The sequence below is a fragment of the Ruegeria sp. AB8 genome (assembly GCF_056542605.1).
The window spans coordinates 74328-88745 of record NZ_JBQGAB010000017.1; the positions used below are offsets into that span (position 1 = coordinate 74328).

The 14418-nt window shown below is 57.4% G+C and carries 14 protein-coding genes; 10 read left to right on the forward strand and 4 right to left on the reverse strand.

Annotated elements, in window-relative coordinates:
• Positions 1-13 precede the first annotated feature (13 nt).
• The 8 genes from ACR0CG_RS17445 (at position 14) to glnT (ending at position 7717) form a co-directional block, all read left to right on the forward strand.
• Positions 14-769 (forward strand): ATP-binding cassette domain-containing protein, encoded by a 756-nt coding sequence (locus ACR0CG_RS17445; protein ID WP_299664544.1) that lies wholly within the window; start codon positions 14-16, stop codon positions 767-769.
• Positions 770-779: 10 nt separating this feature from the next.
• Positions 780-1781 (forward strand): ABC transporter permease, encoded by a 1002-nt coding sequence (locus tag ACR0CG_RS17450; RefSeq protein ID WP_171181066.1) that lies wholly within the window; start codon positions 780-782, stop codon positions 1779-1781.
• Positions 1782-2009: 228 nt separating this feature from the next.
• The gene (locus tag ACR0CG_RS17455) at positions 2010-2222 is read left to right on the forward strand and encodes a hypothetical protein (RefSeq protein ID WP_217358282.1); all 213 of its coding nucleotides are present in this window, start codon (positions 2010-2012) and stop codon (positions 2220-2222) included.
• Between the two features lie 339 nt (positions 2223-2561).
• The gene (locus tag ACR0CG_RS17460) at positions 2562-3212 is read left to right on the forward strand and encodes a helix-turn-helix domain-containing protein (protein ID WP_170682348.1); all 651 of its coding nucleotides are present in this window, start codon (positions 2562-2564) and stop codon (positions 3210-3212) included.
• Positions 3213-3379: 167 nt separating this feature from the next.
• On the forward strand, positions 3380-4276 hold the full coding sequence (locus ACR0CG_RS17465) for a class II glutamine amidotransferase (protein WP_170508320.1): 897 nt from the start codon (positions 3380-3382) through the stop codon (positions 4274-4276).
• 1 nt (position 4277) lies between these two features.
• Entirely contained in the window at positions 4278-4961 is a 684-nt protein-coding gene (locus ACR0CG_RS17470; protein ID WP_170682347.1) for a GltB/FmdC/FwdC-like GXGXG domain-containing protein, read from the forward strand.
• Positions 4962-4981: 20 nt separating this feature from the next.
• Positions 4982-6310 carry an FMN-binding glutamate synthase family protein gene (locus tag ACR0CG_RS17475; protein WP_170682346.1) on the forward strand — a complete coding sequence of 443 codons (1329 nt, stop codon included), beginning with the start codon at positions 4982-4984 and terminating at the stop codon, positions 6308-6310.
• Between the two features lie 78 nt (positions 6311-6388).
• A complete protein-coding gene (gene glnT / locus ACR0CG_RS17480; RefSeq protein WP_170682345.1) occupies positions 6389-7717 on the forward strand; it encodes a type III glutamate--ammonia ligase in 1329 nt (442 codons plus the stop codon).
• 101 nt (positions 7718-7818) lie between these two features.
• Here the strand turns inward: glnT and ACR0CG_RS17485 are convergent, their stop codons facing one another.
• The 4 genes from ACR0CG_RS17485 to ACR0CG_RS17500 are packed head-to-tail and all read right to left on the reverse strand — an operon-like array spanning position 7819 to position 11741.
• Positions 7819-8421, reverse strand: coding sequence for an amino acid synthesis family protein (locus ACR0CG_RS17485; protein ID WP_010443804.1), 603 nt, complete (start codon positions 8419-8421; stop codon positions 7819-7821).
• 13 nt (positions 8422-8434) lie between these two features.
• Complete coding sequence (locus tag ACR0CG_RS17490) at positions 8435-10543, reverse strand: CoA transferase (protein WP_170682344.1); 2109 nt, start codon at positions 10541-10543, stop codon at positions 8435-8437.
• Positions 10540-11340, reverse strand: coding sequence for an alpha/beta fold hydrolase (locus tag ACR0CG_RS17495; protein WP_170570562.1), 801 nt, complete (start codon positions 11338-11340; stop codon positions 10540-10542). The genes ACR0CG_RS17490 and ACR0CG_RS17495 overlap by 4 nt, the downstream gene beginning before the upstream one ends.
• Positions 11340-11741, reverse strand: coding sequence for a RidA family protein (locus ACR0CG_RS17500; RefSeq protein ID WP_170418304.1), 402 nt, complete (start codon positions 11739-11741; stop codon positions 11340-11342). The genes ACR0CG_RS17495 and ACR0CG_RS17500 overlap by 1 nt, the downstream gene beginning before the upstream one ends.
• A 143-nt stretch (positions 11742-11884) precedes the next feature.
• Here ACR0CG_RS17500 and ACR0CG_RS17505 point away from each other — a divergent pair, with 143 nt between their 5' ends.
• Positions 11885-13366 (forward strand): aldehyde dehydrogenase, encoded by a 1482-nt coding sequence (locus ACR0CG_RS17505; RefSeq protein WP_170570565.1) that lies wholly within the window; start codon positions 11885-11887, stop codon positions 13364-13366.
• Positions 13367-13377: 11 nt separating this feature from the next.
• Entirely contained in the window at positions 13378-14418 is a 1041-nt protein-coding gene (locus tag ACR0CG_RS17510; RefSeq protein WP_170418310.1) for an LLM class flavin-dependent oxidoreductase, read from the forward strand.

Here is a 14418-nt window from a genome sequence, read left to right on the forward strand (position 1 = left end):
AGGAGAACCCACTATGAATGACCAGACGGCTCAACCTCTTCTTTCGGTGAAACACGTTTCGAAGTCATTCGGTGGTGTCCAGGCATTGCGTGACGGCTCCTTTGATCTTCATCGCGGTGAAGTTGTCGCGATCGTGGGCGGAAATGGTGCCGGAAAATCAACGTTGATGAAGGTTGTGGCCGGGGCCCATGTTCCGGACGGCGGACAGATCATCATCAATGGCAAGGAAGTGTCCCGGGCTGAGCACAGCGTTTCTCATATGCAGGAATGCGGGATCGAAGTTGTCTATCAGGATCTGGCATTGGTTCCCAATATGACGGCGCCCTACAACCTGTTTCTGGGGCGCATCCCCCGCAAATGGGGGATTTTTGTGGATGAACGAAAGATGCGTGAAAAAACCCGTGAAGCCCTCGCGCAGCTCAATGTCACCACCGTTCAGGATTTGTCACAACCAATCTCCTCGATGTCAGGAGGACAACAACAAAGTATCGCGATCGGGCGCGCCATTGCCTGGGGAAGCGACATCGTAATCCTTGACGAACCGACCGCTGCACTTGGACCGAATGAAACGGCGGAGGTCGAGCGATTGGTTGAGGATGTGCGCGACAAGCAGGGCACGTCATTCCTTTTGGTCAGCCACAATCTCGATCAGGTGCGCCGCCTCGCTGACCGTATCGTAGTGACCCATCACGGGGTCACATCGCGTGAATTCAAACGCGACGAGATTACTTCGGACCGGCTCGTGAAGGCCATAACTCTCGGCGAATGAGGAGAACGACATGACCGAAACAACCGCCTCCGGCCCCTTCCTGACGCCCAAACGCGCGGAAATGTTGCGAGACTATGTGCCTTTCATTGCCATTGTTCTGGTGATCTTGTTGTTCTGGGCGATTTCCGGCGACCGCTTCATGTCGATGCGCAACTGGACGTTCATCGCGCAGCAAACGCCTGTCTTGATGTTGCTGGCTTTTGCACAGTTGATGATCGTGACAACCGGTTCAATTGATATCTCCATCGGGTCAAGCCTGGCATTTTCGGCGTTTCTGGGGGCACTTGGAATGCTCTGGTTCGGGGATGTGGGCTTGATCCTGGGAATTGTCGCAGGTGGCCTTGTTGGCATGGTCAACGGCCTGATTATTTCACTGCTCAAGATCCCATCATTTGTGACAACCTTGGCAATGCTGATCATCGTGCGCGCCGTTGTGATTATCGCATCAGACGGTACGGCGATCTACATAACGGACGATAGCGTGTCAGGCGGCACCAACATCTCGTCTGTCGCAGCACCCTGGCTTCTGTCGATGGGCAAATTCCCCGCGATCTTCATTCTTGCGGCGATTGTCGCGCTGTTTATGTGGGCCTTTTATGAGAAGACTGTTTTTGGTCAACAGTTGCGCGCCGTTGGAGGCAACGAGAAGGTTCTCCGCCTGGTCGGCATCAATGTCACGACGTTCAAGATCAAGGTCTTTGCCGCTGCAGGACTGATGGTGGGGTTGGCGGCTTGCGTCAACCTGGCAAGGGCAGGGGCGGCAACGCCACAGGCGGGACTGATGATTGAGCTCGACGCAATTGCTGCAGTTGCGCTTGGTGGTACGCCGCTGACAGGTGGCTATGGCAGCGTAGTCAAGACGATCATCGGGGCATTGACCCTGACGATCGTCCGCAACGGGCTGACAATCGCGGGCGTGCCACCATCATGGAGTCAGGTCGCCCTGGGTGTATTGCTGATTGCGGCCATCGCTATTTCGCTGAACAGAAGCAAGGTAGACGTGGTGAAGTGACAGCGAATGACATCGAGGTGGGACTGCCTGAGCTGTGCGCAACGATGCCGAGGCATTGAATGTTGGCAGTGCGGCCGCCGACAATTGCAACTGCTCAACGGCATGCGCAGCATCTGAGACGTGTTACCGTGGGGTAGGGCGTTGGTTGATTGCATTTGCTAGCGCACCTATCGTGCCAGGGGTCTAGCATCGCGTGTTCCATAGCGTTGGAGTGATCCCCGGATGAACATGTTCGAACTTCGCGTACCCTTCTTTCTTCCGCTCTGGCGGCGGGTTGCCGTCACACTCTTGAGCGTTGGATGGGCGATCCTGGAGCTTGTAACCGGGAACTTGTTCTGGGCCATACTGTTTGGTGCGATTGGGGCCATCGCGACCTGGCAGTTTTTCCTTTCTGGTTGGCCCGACGAGGCGTCAGATCAAGACAACACTCCTGGCTCGTAAGCGCTTTCAGTTCTTTCGTGCTGCCCATTGAAATTGCTGAGACTGTAGTCGCAACAAAATCAATTACTTGGAGGTTTGAATTTCTGAGGTTCTGGAATTCATGATTTTCTGGATGAGCAACCGAGAAGCAGCTCTCAAAGAAACTTGCGCCAGAACCAGATCAACATCGTTCAAATGCTCTGATGTCTGATGCATGTCAGCCTCCGTTCCAGGCGTTTTGAGATGCAAGTCCGGCGGATACTATGGTGAATAAAAATTTCCTGGCAAGACCAGCTACACAAAACGGTCGCTCTTATGTCATGGTTGGTTCAAACACCACAAGCGATCAAGAGGACCGCGATGGCGCAGGCAGAAACCACCAATGAAAAAGCGATCCTGTCACAGGATCCGCATAAGGTTCGGGACAGTGGTGAGAAGAATCTGGAAACCGCAATCGGACGCGAAATTAGGGCGTTGCGATTGCAGCAGGGGATCACGATAGCCGAATTATCCGCTCTGACTGGCCTGTCGATCAGCATGCTGTCCAAAATCGAGAACGGGGCGACCTCACCGTCGCTGACCACGCTGCAATCTTTAGCAGATGCACTTAGCACGCCGATTACCTCTTTTTTTCGCCGCTATGAAGAAACCCGAAACGCAGTGCATACCAAAGCGGGTGAGGGGGCCGAAACCGAGCGGGCGGGCACACGGGCCGGGCATCAGTATAACCTTCTGGGCCATCTTGGGGCCAATGCCAGTGGCGTGGTGGTCGAGCCCTATCTGATCACGCTAACCGAGGAATCTGACCGGTTCCCGACATTCCAGCATGATGGGATCGAGATGCTTTATATGCTCGAAGGTGAGGTGGACTATCGCCACGGCGACAGCATTTATGCCCTGAAGCCCGGCGACACGCTTTTCTTTGATGCCGACGCGCCGCACGGGCCAGAAGTTCTGGTGAAACTGCCAGCGAGATACCTGTCGATCATTTCTTATCCGCAGACCAGCTAAGTCTTGCTTATTGTTTTTCGAGCCGGGCGGCCATCGTTCCTGGCGGTTGCCGGATTTGAGTGTCTCGCGCGATTGTTTCCCCACATGAATATTTATTTCTTATAGTTGTTTTTCTCGCCTTGCGCTGTTAGCGTCGGGCTCGATGAAATTTCATAGGGCAAAAGCTGATGTGTGGAATTGTCGGCCTGTTTCTCAAGGACAAGACATTGGAGCCCGAGCTGGGCTCGATGCTGACGGATATGCTGGTCACAATGACCGACCGGGGCCCGGACAGCGCAGGGATCGCAATCTATGGGGCCGAGGTAGCCGGGGCCGCGAAGCTGACAGTGCAGTCGGACAAGCCTGAGGAGGACTTCGCCGCGCTTGCCGCTGATCTGGGGGCGGCGATCGAGGCGGAGGTTACTCTGCAGGCCAACGACACGCATGCGATTCTGAAACTGGACAGCACGAAGGTGGAACAGGCCCGCCAAGCGGTGCGCGATCTGCGTCCCGGTCTGCGCGTGATGTCAGACGGTGCCGCGATTGAGATCTACAAAGAGGTTGGCCTGCCTAAAGACGTGGCAGATCGCTTCAACCTGTCGACCATGGGCGGCAGCCACGGGATCGGTCATACGCGCATGGCAACGGAATCCGCTGTGACCACGGAAGGCGCGCACCCGTTCAACACCGGCGCGGATCAGTGTTTGGTTCACAATGGATCGCTGTCGAACCACAATGCACTGCGCCGCGAGCTCAAGCGCGAAGGCGTGCGGGTTGAGTCGATGAACGACACCGAAGTGGGCGCGGCGTACCTGACCTGGAAGATGCAGAACGGCGCGACTCTGGGTGAGGCGCTGGAAAGCAGCTTGGAGGATCTCGACGGGTTCTTCACATTCGTGGTCGGCACCAAGGATGGGTTCGGCGTGGTTCGTGACCCCATTGCTTGCAAACCTGCGGTTATGGCCGAGACTGATCAATACGTGGCCTTTGGCAGCGAATACCGCGCGCTAGTAAACCTGCCGGGCATCGAAGACGCCAAGGTCTGGGAACCCGAACCCGCAACCGTCTATTTCTGGAGCCACTAAGATGCAGACCTATGATGTTGCAGAAAACGGCCTGCGGGGTTTGAACTCGACCCTTCAGGCGCAAAGCGCCGAGACCAACCGGACCAATTGGGAAGTGCAGAACCCCAAGGGCAGCCACGCCATCGCCGTGGGTCTGGACGCGCCGATTGAGGTCACCGTCAAAGGCTCGACTGGATACTACTGTGCGGGCATGAACCAGCAGGCGACCATCAAGATCGAAGGCTCGGTGGGCCCGGGTGTGGCCGAGAACATGATGTCAGGCACCGTGATTGTTGACGGCGATGCTAGCCAATATGCAGGTGCGACCGGGCATGGCGGGTTGCTGGTGATCAAGGGCAATGCCAGTTCGCGCTGCGGGATTTCGATGAAGGGCATCGACATCGTCGTACATGGCAATATTGGTCACATGTCGGCGTTCATGGCGCAGGCGGGCAATCTGGTTGTGTGTGGTGATGCAGGCGACGCGCTTGGCGACTCGCTCTATGAGGCGCGGCTGTTCGTGCGCGGCTCGGTCAAAAGCCTGGGCGCGGATTGCATCGAGAAAGAGATGCGGCCTGAGCACATCGAAATTCTGACCGACCTGCTGGAACGCGCGGGCTCGGACGCCAAGCCGGAAGAGTTCAAGCGTTACGGCTCGGCCCGTCAGCTTTACAATTTCGACGTCGACAACGCAGCCGCTTACTGAGTACGAAGGGTATGAAAGATATGGATCAGACCATCCCCCGCACCATGCCGATTCAGTCGGCAACCTTCACCAACCCGATCAACGCCGAAATTCGGCGGGCGGCGGCCACAGGTATCTACGACATTCGTGGTGGCGGTGCGAAACGCAAGGTGCCGCATTTCGACGATCTGCTGTTTCTGGGGGCGTCCGTCTCGCGTTATCCGCTGGAAGGGTACCGTGAGCGGTGCGAAACCTCGGTGACGCTCGGTACACGTTTTGCCAAAAAGCCGATTGAGCTGGATATCCCTATCACGATCGCGGGTATGAGCTTTGGTGCATTGTCCGGTCCGGCAAAAGAGGCTCTGGGCCGGGGCGCTTCGATGGCTGGTACGTCAACGACCACCGGTGACGGTGGCATGACACCCGAAGAGCGCGGGCATTCTTCGAAGCTGGTCTATCAGTATTTGCCGTCGCGCTATGGCATGAACCCCAATGATCTGCGCAAGGCGGATGCGATTGAGATCGTCGTAGGGCAGGGGGCCAAACCCGGCGGCGGCGGCATGCTGCTGGGTCAGAAGATCAGCGACCGCGTGGCTGAAATGCGTACCTTGCCCAAAGGGATTGACCAGCGTTCGGCCTGTCGTCACCCGGACTGGACCGGGCCGGATGATCTGGAGATCAAGATCCTCGAACTGCGTGAGATCACCGGCTGGCAGGTGCCGATCTATGTGAAGGTCGGCGCGACGCGGCCCTATTATGACACTGCGCTGGCGGTGAAAGCCGGGGCCGATGTCGTGGTGATGGACGGGATGCAGGGCGGCACCGCTGCCACGCAGGACGTGTTCATCGAACATGTCGGCATTCCGACGCTGGCCTGTATCCGCCCTGCTGTTCAGGCGTTGCAGGACCTGGGTGTGCACCGCGAGGTGCAACTGGTGATCTCGGGCGGTATCCGCACCGGGGCCGATGTGGCCAAGGCGATGGCATTGGGCGCGGACGCGGTGGCCATCGGTACGGCTGCACTGATCGCTTTGGGCGACAATGACCCGAAATGGGAGGCCGAGTATCAGAAGCTGGGCACCACAACCGGGGCCTATGACGATTGGCACGAAGGGAAGGACCCTGCGGGCATCACCACGCAGAATCCGGAACTGGCTGCGCGTCTGGATCCGGTCGAGGCCGGTCGTCGCCTGCGCAACTATCTGAAGGTGATGACCTTGGAGGCGCAGACCATCGCACGCGCCTGCGGTCACAATCACCTGCACAATCTGGAGCCCGAGGACCTCTGCGCCTTGACGATGGAGGCGGCTGCGATGGCCAAAGTGCCGTTGGCGGGCACCGATTGGTATCCGGGCAAAGCCGTGTTCTGAACTGCAAACAATACGAAGGCGCGGCCCAAAAGGGCGGCGCCTTTCTTCTTTGAACCAACTGGGAAAGGGAAGGTGACCATGACAACAGATCTGGCAGCTTTCGCCAAGGAAAAAGGCGTCAAGTATTTCATGATTTCGTTCACCGATCTGTTCGGTGGGCAGCGGGCCAAATTGGTTCCTGCGCAAGCGATTGCCGACATGCAAGAGGAAGGGGCGGGTTTCGCGGGCTTCGCCACCTATCTCGACATGACCCCGGCGCATCCCGACATGCTGGCTGTGCCTGACCCGTCTTCGGTCATCCAACTGCCGTGGAAACCCGAGGTCGCCTGGGTTGCGGGCAATTGCGTTATGGAAGGCAAGGACGTCGCCCAGGCCCCGCGCAATGTTCTGCGACGCCTGATTGGCGAGGCTGCCGAGATGGGGATGCATGTCAAAACCGGTATCGAGGCTGAATTCTTCCTGCTGACCCCCGATGGCGAGCAGATCAGTGATCCATTCGATACGGCTGAGAAGCCCTGTTATGACCAGCAGGCGGTGATGCGCCGCTATGATGTGGTGCGTGAGATCTGCGATTACATGCTTGATTTCGGCTGGGGCCCGTACCAGAACGACCACGAGGACGCCAACGGCCAGTTCGAGATGAACTGGGAGTTTGATGATGTTCTGAAGACCGCCGACAAACACTCCTTCTTCAAGTTCATGACCAAATCGGTGGCCGAGAAGCACGGCTTCCGCGCTACTTTTATGCCTAAGCCGGTCGAAGGTCTGACGGGCAATGGCTGCCATGCCCATATCTCGGTTTGGGATGCGCCCGGTGCTGATGCGAAGACCAACGTATTTGCAGGTGAAGGCGACGGTCCAACGGGCGAGGTTGGCCTGAGCGAGAAGGCCAAGCATTTCCTCGGCGGGATCATGAAGCACGCCAGTGCGCTGGCGGCGATCACCAACCCGACGGTAAACTCCTACAAGCGCATCAATGCACCGCGCACGATGTCGGGTGCCACATGGGCTCCGAATACCGTCACGTGGACGGGCAACAACCGCACACATATGGTCCGCGTCCCTGGACCGGGGCGGTTCGAACTGCGTCTGGCCGATGGTGCGACAAACCCCTACCTGCTGCAGGCCGTGATCATCGCGGCGGGCCTGTCGGGTATCCGCTCAAAGGCGGATCCGGGCCGGCGCTATGACATCGACATGTACGCCGAGGGCCACACGGTCAACGACGCGCCCAAGCTGCCGTTGAACATGCTGGATGCACTGCGCGAATACGACAAAGATGCCGGGCTAAAAGCGGCCCTGGGCGAGGAATTCTCGGCCGCTTACCTGAAGATGAAGCATCAGGAGTGGAATTCGTTTGTCAGCCATTTCTCGCGATGGGAAAAAGAGCATACGCTGGATATCTAACCACGTTGTCAAGATTGCGGGAATAGACTTGGAACCGGTTCTATTGCGAAGTTTCGGTTGGGTGAAGCTAATTACCTGATACACACCATAATCGTAACAAACTAGACCCCAGCCGGATTCTCCACATCCCTTCCCAAGGCGGCGAGGTCTGAGTATCGGTCGCCGATCCGGTGGTGCGGGCGACCACGGGTTGATGCCCCCAGAGCCACAACAAGCTCATCCACATCCGGCGCGTCGTAAATCGAGAACTGCACTGTCAGGTAATGCGACCGCCGCCCGGTATCATGTTTGTCCATCAGCGGGATCTGAATTTGGGTGTTCGCGGGCCCTCGCGTGTTTGTGAAACCGAGATAGCTTTTTGCACCCACTGCTTCACGATAATAATTTCCGTACTGCAGGGTGTGAATAAGCGCGGAGGCATGTTCAATCTCACAACTTGTCCCGGCGATACAGGCTTTTCCGTAGGCTTCTATCGCATCGCCTGACCCCGCCAGAGCGATCAGTCTGTTGGTGAGCATCTCTCCCAGAACTGGCGCCATGCGCTGAATCTCTGGTGAAAGATCATCGACAAAGCCACGTCCTGCCCAAGGGTTTCTGACCACCGCTGCCACGCCGATCATGCGCAACACGGGTTCCGAAGGTCGGCCTCCTTCTGTGTGAATATCCTCATCAAAGGTGACTACCTTGCGCAATTCGGGGATCATATTGCTTCTCCTGTCAAACGTGATAGCTGTGGTGCCCGGTCGGTGTGTGTACGACGCCTTCGACTTCAGTTCCGTGGTAGAAACCAAATGTACCGTGGCTGTTTTCCTTTGCGTAACGGCGCAACATCGAATTTTCAGCCCCGTCGCGTACGCGTTCCAGCGGCAAGTCGCCGAGATCAAAGTATTGCATGCCGTCAGGGGGCTGCCCATGAACGCTTCCGTGGTAGATGATCCGCTGCGTCCCACTTTTGGATATTCGATAAACCGCATAAGGATGCGCCAGCTCTACAATCAAATCTCGGTTTGACAGATCAGTGATCAGCCCATCTGCAGAATTGTTATTTGCAGGAGCAACCGGCACTGAAATGTGCCCGCTTTTGTCAACGGAGAGTAGGACCCGATCTTCGTTGGCCAGTACCGCTCCGACGGTCACACCACCTGCAGTGGCGGCCTCTGTCAGGGCACTGTTGAGCCCCAAATCGAAATAGGCACCGCGAAAGTAGCCCAGCGGATGTCCCTCGCGCGTTTCGAAGTCCTCCACGCGGCCGATCAGGATCAGATGGTCACCAGCATCGACCAAACGGTGTCGGGCACAGCTGAACCGGGCGAGCGCACCGTCTATCGTGGGCATGTTCCGCGCGTCAGGTTGCCAGGCTGCAATGTCGAATTTTTTGGCTGATTGAGACGCGAAAAGGCCCGAGATTTCTTTTTGGTCGTCCGACAGGACGTTGACCGTGAAATGATCCGCCTGCAGGAAGGTTTCAAAGGACAAGGCCTGCTTACCGACACAAACCAGGAGTAGAGGTGGGTCGAGAGAAACGGAGGTAAATGAGTTCGCCGTGAACCCGCGCGGGGTCCCGTCCGGCTGCCGGGTAGTTACCACTGTCACACCGGTGGCAAAGCGCCCGAAGGCGTCGCGCAGCGCCTTCCCGGCTAAGGGTTCCGTCGACTCCGGTGGGGGCAATCCTTCCAGAATGCTATTGTGCTCACCTAGCGCAGGAGGGGTCGTCAGTGCACCTTGGCGGTGCCGACCGAACCGCAACGGGTTTGCTGCCACGATCCAAGGTTCATGTCCCGCATCCGGATGCGGGACCTTCGCCAGCATGCCGCGGCTGGCTACATGAGGGTCGGCCGCGATGTCCGAGATAGTGTTCATCGGGCCGAACGGGACCTGGCCACCCAGTGTTGCCGTCAATTGCTCCTTAGTCCGTTGTCGGGTCCAATCGCTTACAATTTGGTTGACTTCGGAAGCATGGTTGGCCCGGGCCGCCCTTGTGGAGAAGCGGTCATCTTGTCCAAGTGACGGTTGCCCCATCAGCCGTGTCAAAAGCTGCCAAAACGCATCATCGACAATACCAAGCGCGATGTGGCCATCTGCTGCCGGGTAGAGGCCAAACGGGGAAAGGAATGGATGCCCGTTGCCTTCCGGTCCGGGCACCTCTCCTGTCACGTCATGCAAGTAAACCATTCTTTCGCAGAGCGAGATCATGGCATCATACATGGCCACATCCACAAACTGCCCTTTGCCCGTCGCTTCGGCCTCGCGCAGGGCGGCCATGATACCGAAAGCCATCATCATGCCGGTGAATATGTCACCCACCCCGGGTCCGGTCTTGGTGGGTGTGTCAGCATTCGGTCCGGTGACGGACATCAGACCGCCCATGGCCTGCGCAACCACATCGTACGAAGGCCAGTTGGCATAGGGGCTTTGGCCTGTGCGCGGGTCGCCAAAGCCACGGATCGCGGCATAGACGAGCCGGGGGTTGTCGGCAGCAAGGCTTTCATAAGACAGGCCAAGGCGATCCATTACGCCCGGGCGGAAATTCTCGACGATGACATCCGCCGTTGCCGCAAGTTCTCGGAAAGTCGCGCAGCCCTCCGGCGATTTCAGATCAAGTTGCACGCTTTTCTTGCCGCGGTTCAGACTTACAAAGTAGCCGGCCCAGGCATGATCCGGATCGTCTTGACGGAACGGTCCGTTGCCGCGGCTGGTGTCGCCATGCTTGCTTTCGATCTTGATCACCTCGGCCCCGTGATCCGCCAGATGCATTGTACAATAGGGACCTGAAAGCATCCGGCTCAAATCCAACACACGCAGGCCTTTGAGGATTTGGGTGCTCATGGCTTCAGATCCAGATTGTTGAGAAAGCTGCGGAGTAGTTTGTTCACTGCGTCCGGGTCTTCGGCAAGTGCCATATGCCGCAGTCCCGGGAGGATATGTGCACTGCCCCCCGCAATCTCGCTTGCGATGGCATTCACCATCTCTGGCCCGTTGCCGAAATCCTCATCACCCGTAATCACCAGCGCAGGGCAAGAAATTGGCGGATTTGGCGCAACAATTTCGTCGATACCATCGGCCAGCACGCGATAGATGGTGTGGTAAGTTGCTTTGTCATTGGCCATGACCCAGTCACGAACCGTGTTCATCATACGAGGGTTGGACTGGCGGAACGCATCGGTGAACCACCGGTCCAGCGCAGCTTCGACCGTTGCCTTTGGTCCGTCCCGCCGTGCCTGTTCTACCCGTTTCAAAATTGCCTCTTGTGCGGCATCGGTCCGTTTATGTGGGGAATGCAGGATCACCAGAGCTGAAACCCGTTGTGGCACATCCTGGGCAAACCGACGCGCGATCATGCCACCCAACGAGAACCCTGCGATAACCGCGCTTTGGATGGCGCAGTGGTCCAGCAAGCTCTCTAGCTGGCGTGAAAACATTGAAAGGCTGGGGCGTTCGGGTGGCGGGGCACTTTGCCCATGACCATATAGATCATAGGTGAGAACGCGAAAGCGATCAGACAGTGCAGGGATCGTCCATTGCCAGCAATCCTGGTTCAGGCCCAGCCCATGGATCATTACCACAACAGGCGCACCTTCTGGTCCTGTCATTTTGAAATGGGTTCCGTCTGGTGCTATGCCCATCAGGATTGGTCCTTGAGGGGGCGATAGGCTACGACTTCGACCTCAACGCGGGCATCCACCAGAAGATCGCTGACCACAGCCGACCGGGTTGGAGGCTCAACTGGAAAATAGTCGGCGTAGACGGCGTTAAATCCAGGGAAATCGTCGCGCTCCCGCAGCCAGACCATGGCCTTGATGACATCGTCGCGGGTGCAGCCTGCCTTGGCCAGTGTCTTGGTGATGTCGTCCAAAACTGCGCGGGTCTGCTCTTCGACGGTGCCATCGGTCATAGGCACGCCGTCTCGCATAGGAATTTGCCCTGTCAGAAAAACGAAATCACCTGCCCGAATGGCGCGGGACAGCGACAGAACCCGTCCGCCAATTTCCAGTGGACCTCCGATAACCTGCTTTTTGCTACCCATTTCCAAGCCTCCCTTTGGAACAGCCTGCACCCATGATCGGATGCGAGACCCGGATTTTTCGACAGACTGCGTCGTATTTTCATAACCCTGAGGCGCGAAAGCAGACATGAATAGGGAGGCAACAATCAGGGGGGAGGCACGCCATGGCTGATGTAAAAAACTATCAGATGCTGATTGATGGCGACTGGGTCGACGCTGCGGATGGCGGTACTTTTGACAGCGTCAACCCAGCCAATGGTGAGGTCTGGAGCCGTGTTCCAGAGGCAACTGAGGATGATATAAACCGCGCAGTCACCGCGGCGCACACTGCTTTTGTCGGCGGGCCGTGGGCGCGTATGACACCGACCGAGCGCGGCAAATGCCTGCGCAAGCTGGGCGATCTTCTGGCGGATCATTCCGAAGAGCTGGGACGAACTGAATCCATCGACACCGGCAAGATGCTCAAGGAAACGCGCTGGCAAGCCAAGTACATTGCTGAGTTTTTCCATTTTTTTGCTGGGTGTGCGGATAAGGTAAGCGGCGAGACCCTGCCCATCGACAAACCTGACATGTTTGTCTTTACCAAGCGCGAACCTCTGGGCGTGGTTGCTGCCGTGGTGCCCTGGAATTCGCAATTGTTCCTTGTGGCGGTCAAGATCGGTCCGGCATTGGCTGCCGGGAATACGGTTGTTCTGAAAGCATCTGAACATGCCAGCGCAGCGATGTTGGAATTTGGGCGACTTGTCGAGATGGCCGGTATCCCGCCTGGTGTTGTCAACATCGTGACGGGTCATGGAGAACCTTGTGGACGGGCTTTGACCGGGCATCCACTAGTGGCGCGCGTCTCTTTTACCGGAGGTCCAAATGCCGCGCGCCATGTGCTGGAAAACGTCAAACGCAACTTTGCCGAGGTCTCATTGGAACTGGGCGGCAAGTCGCCCTTTATTGTTTTTGATGACGCCAATATCGAAAGTGCAGTCAATGCCTCGATTGCCGGTATCTTTGGTGCGACAGGGCAAAGCTGCGTTGCCGGATCGCGCCTCTATTTGCACGAGGACATCGCGGATGAGTTTCTCGATAGGATGGTGGCGCAGGCGCAGCAGATCCTCATTGGCGATCCACTGGCCGAGGAAACTCAGATGGGGCCGCTTTGCACCGCCGGACAGTTGGACCACATCCAACGCGAGGTCGACTTCGCTCAGGAAGAGGGCGGCAAGGTTTTGGTGGGGGGCAAGCAGCCGGAAGGCAAAGCAGGGCTCTATTTCGAGCCAACCATCATCGACTGCCCACGGCAGGATCTGCGTATCGTCGATACAGAGCTTTTCGGCCCTGTACTTTGCGTCCAGCGTTTTAAGACCGAATCTGAGGTGCTGGAACTGGCCAACGATACCGAACATGGGCTGGCGGCGGGCATCTTTACCACCGACGGCGCGCGATCCTTGCGCATGGCAAATGCGGTGCGTGCCGGCATCGTCTGGGTGAACACCTACCGTGTTGTGTCGCCGATAGCGGAGTTTGGTGGCGTTAAAGGATCAGGCTATGGCCGCGAAAGCGGGTTCCAGGCGATCTACGATTACACCCGGCCCAAGACGGTCTGGATGAACACATCGGATGAGCCGATGGCGAACCCGTTTGTAATGCGCTGAGGGAGGTGAGCATGAAATTCCAACTTGCCGTAAACATGGAGCGGATCGACAACAGTCTTGATATGAAAGACGTCGCGCGCCACACATTGGAGATGGTGCAAATCGCCGAGGATGGCGGTTTCGATATCGTTTGGGCTGCTGAGCATCACGCGCTGGAAATGACGATTGCGCCCAACCCGTTCCAACTGCTGACTTGGTGGTCATCCGAGACCAGCCGGATCCGGCTTGGTACGGCGGTGGCGACCGCTGCGTACTGGCACCCGATTAACCTGGCCGGTGAAGCCGCGATGCTGGATCTTTTAAGCGGCGGTCGGTTGGAGTTTGGTATCGGGTCAGGTGCCTATCAGCGCGAGTTCGATCGCATGAAGCCGGGCCTCAAGCAATCTGATGCGTGGCGCTATATGCAAGAGATGCTGCCCACGGTGCGCGAGTTGTGGAAGGGCGATTATGCGCATGAAGGCGAATATTGGCAATTCCCGACATCAACCTCGGTGCCCAAACCATTGCAAGCCGAGGTTCCGGTTTGGGTCGCGGCGCGCTCGCCGATCACCTATGACTACGCCATGCGTGAACGCTGCCACGTGAATTGCTGGCCTTTCACCCGCCCGTTCGCTGAGGCCGAGCTGTACAAAAAGCAACTCGATGAGGCGATTGAAAAAGCGGATAATGGCTGGGTGCCACGTTTTGCGCTGATGCGCCATTCCTGCGTTTACGACAATGCGGCCGATGGCGAAAACGCGATGAAGGCGGTGCGACGATTGCTGAGCCAGTTCGAAAACCTCTATCGCAATTTGGGCGATGTCAAAGATGGTTTTCCTGCTTCCATTCCGCTGGATCAGTTGGAGGGCCGGGAACAGTATGATCCCTTGATGCTGGAAGAAAACCTAATGTTCGGTTCACCTGAGTGTGTGATTGGAAAGCTCAAGAAATATCAGGGGCTCGGTGTGAACGAGTTCATCTACTATGCCTCGATGGGGCTTGATCACGCGGCGCAGCAGCGATCCTTGCGCATGTTCTGCGACGAGGTCATGCCGGAATTCAAGGAGGACTGA

What these genes read in the sequence shown, in the direction of transcription:
- ACR0CG_RS17470 (WP_170682347.1), top strand. Translation starts at nt 4,278, where the DNA reads ATGCAGACCTATGATGTTGCAGAAAACGGCCTGCGGGGTTTGAACTCG.
- ACR0CG_RS17505 (WP_170570565.1), top strand. Translation starts at nt 11,885, where the DNA reads ATGGCTGATGTAAAAAACTATCAGATGCTGATTGATGGCGACTGGGTC.
- ACR0CG_RS17490 (WP_170682344.1), bottom strand. Translation starts at nt 10,543, where the DNA reads ATGAGCACCCAAATCCTCAAAGGCCTGCGTGTGTTGGATTTGAGCCGG.
- glnT (WP_170682345.1), top strand. Translation starts at nt 6,389, where the DNA reads ATGACAACAGATCTGGCAGCTTTCGCCAAGGAAAAAGGCGTCAAGTAT.
- ACR0CG_RS17465 (WP_170508320.1), top strand. Translation starts at nt 3,380, where the DNA reads ATGTGTGGAATTGTCGGCCTGTTTCTCAAGGACAAGACATTGGAGCCC.
- ACR0CG_RS17450 (WP_171181066.1), top strand. Translation starts at nt 780, where the DNA reads ATGACCGAAACAACCGCCTCCGGCCCCTTCCTGACGCCCAAACGCGCG.
- ACR0CG_RS17455 (WP_217358282.1), top strand. Translation starts at nt 2,010, where the DNA reads ATGTTCGAACTTCGCGTACCCTTCTTTCTTCCGCTCTGGCGGCGGGTT.
- ACR0CG_RS17500 (WP_170418304.1), bottom strand. Translation starts at nt 11,741, where the DNA reads ATGGGTAGCAAAAAGCAGGTTATCGGAGGTCCACTGGAAATTGGCGGA.
- ACR0CG_RS17510 (WP_170418310.1), top strand. Translation starts at nt 13,378, where the DNA reads ATGAAATTCCAACTTGCCGTAAACATGGAGCGGATCGACAACAGTCTT.
- ACR0CG_RS17445 (WP_299664544.1), top strand. Translation starts at nt 14, where the DNA reads ATGAATGACCAGACGGCTCAACCTCTTCTTTCGGTGAAACACGTTTCG.
- ACR0CG_RS17460 (WP_170682348.1), top strand. Translation starts at nt 2,562, where the DNA reads ATGGCGCAGGCAGAAACCACCAATGAAAAAGCGATCCTGTCACAGGAT.
- ACR0CG_RS17475 (WP_170682346.1), top strand. Translation starts at nt 4,982, where the DNA reads ATGGATCAGACCATCCCCCGCACCATGCCGATTCAGTCGGCAACCTTC.
- ACR0CG_RS17485 (WP_010443804.1), bottom strand. Translation starts at nt 8,421, where the DNA reads ATGATCCCCGAATTGCGCAAGGTAGTCACCTTTGATGAGGATATTCAC.
- ACR0CG_RS17495 (WP_170570562.1), bottom strand. Translation starts at nt 11,340, where the DNA reads ATGGGCATAGCACCAGACGGAACCCATTTCAAAATGACAGGACCAGAA.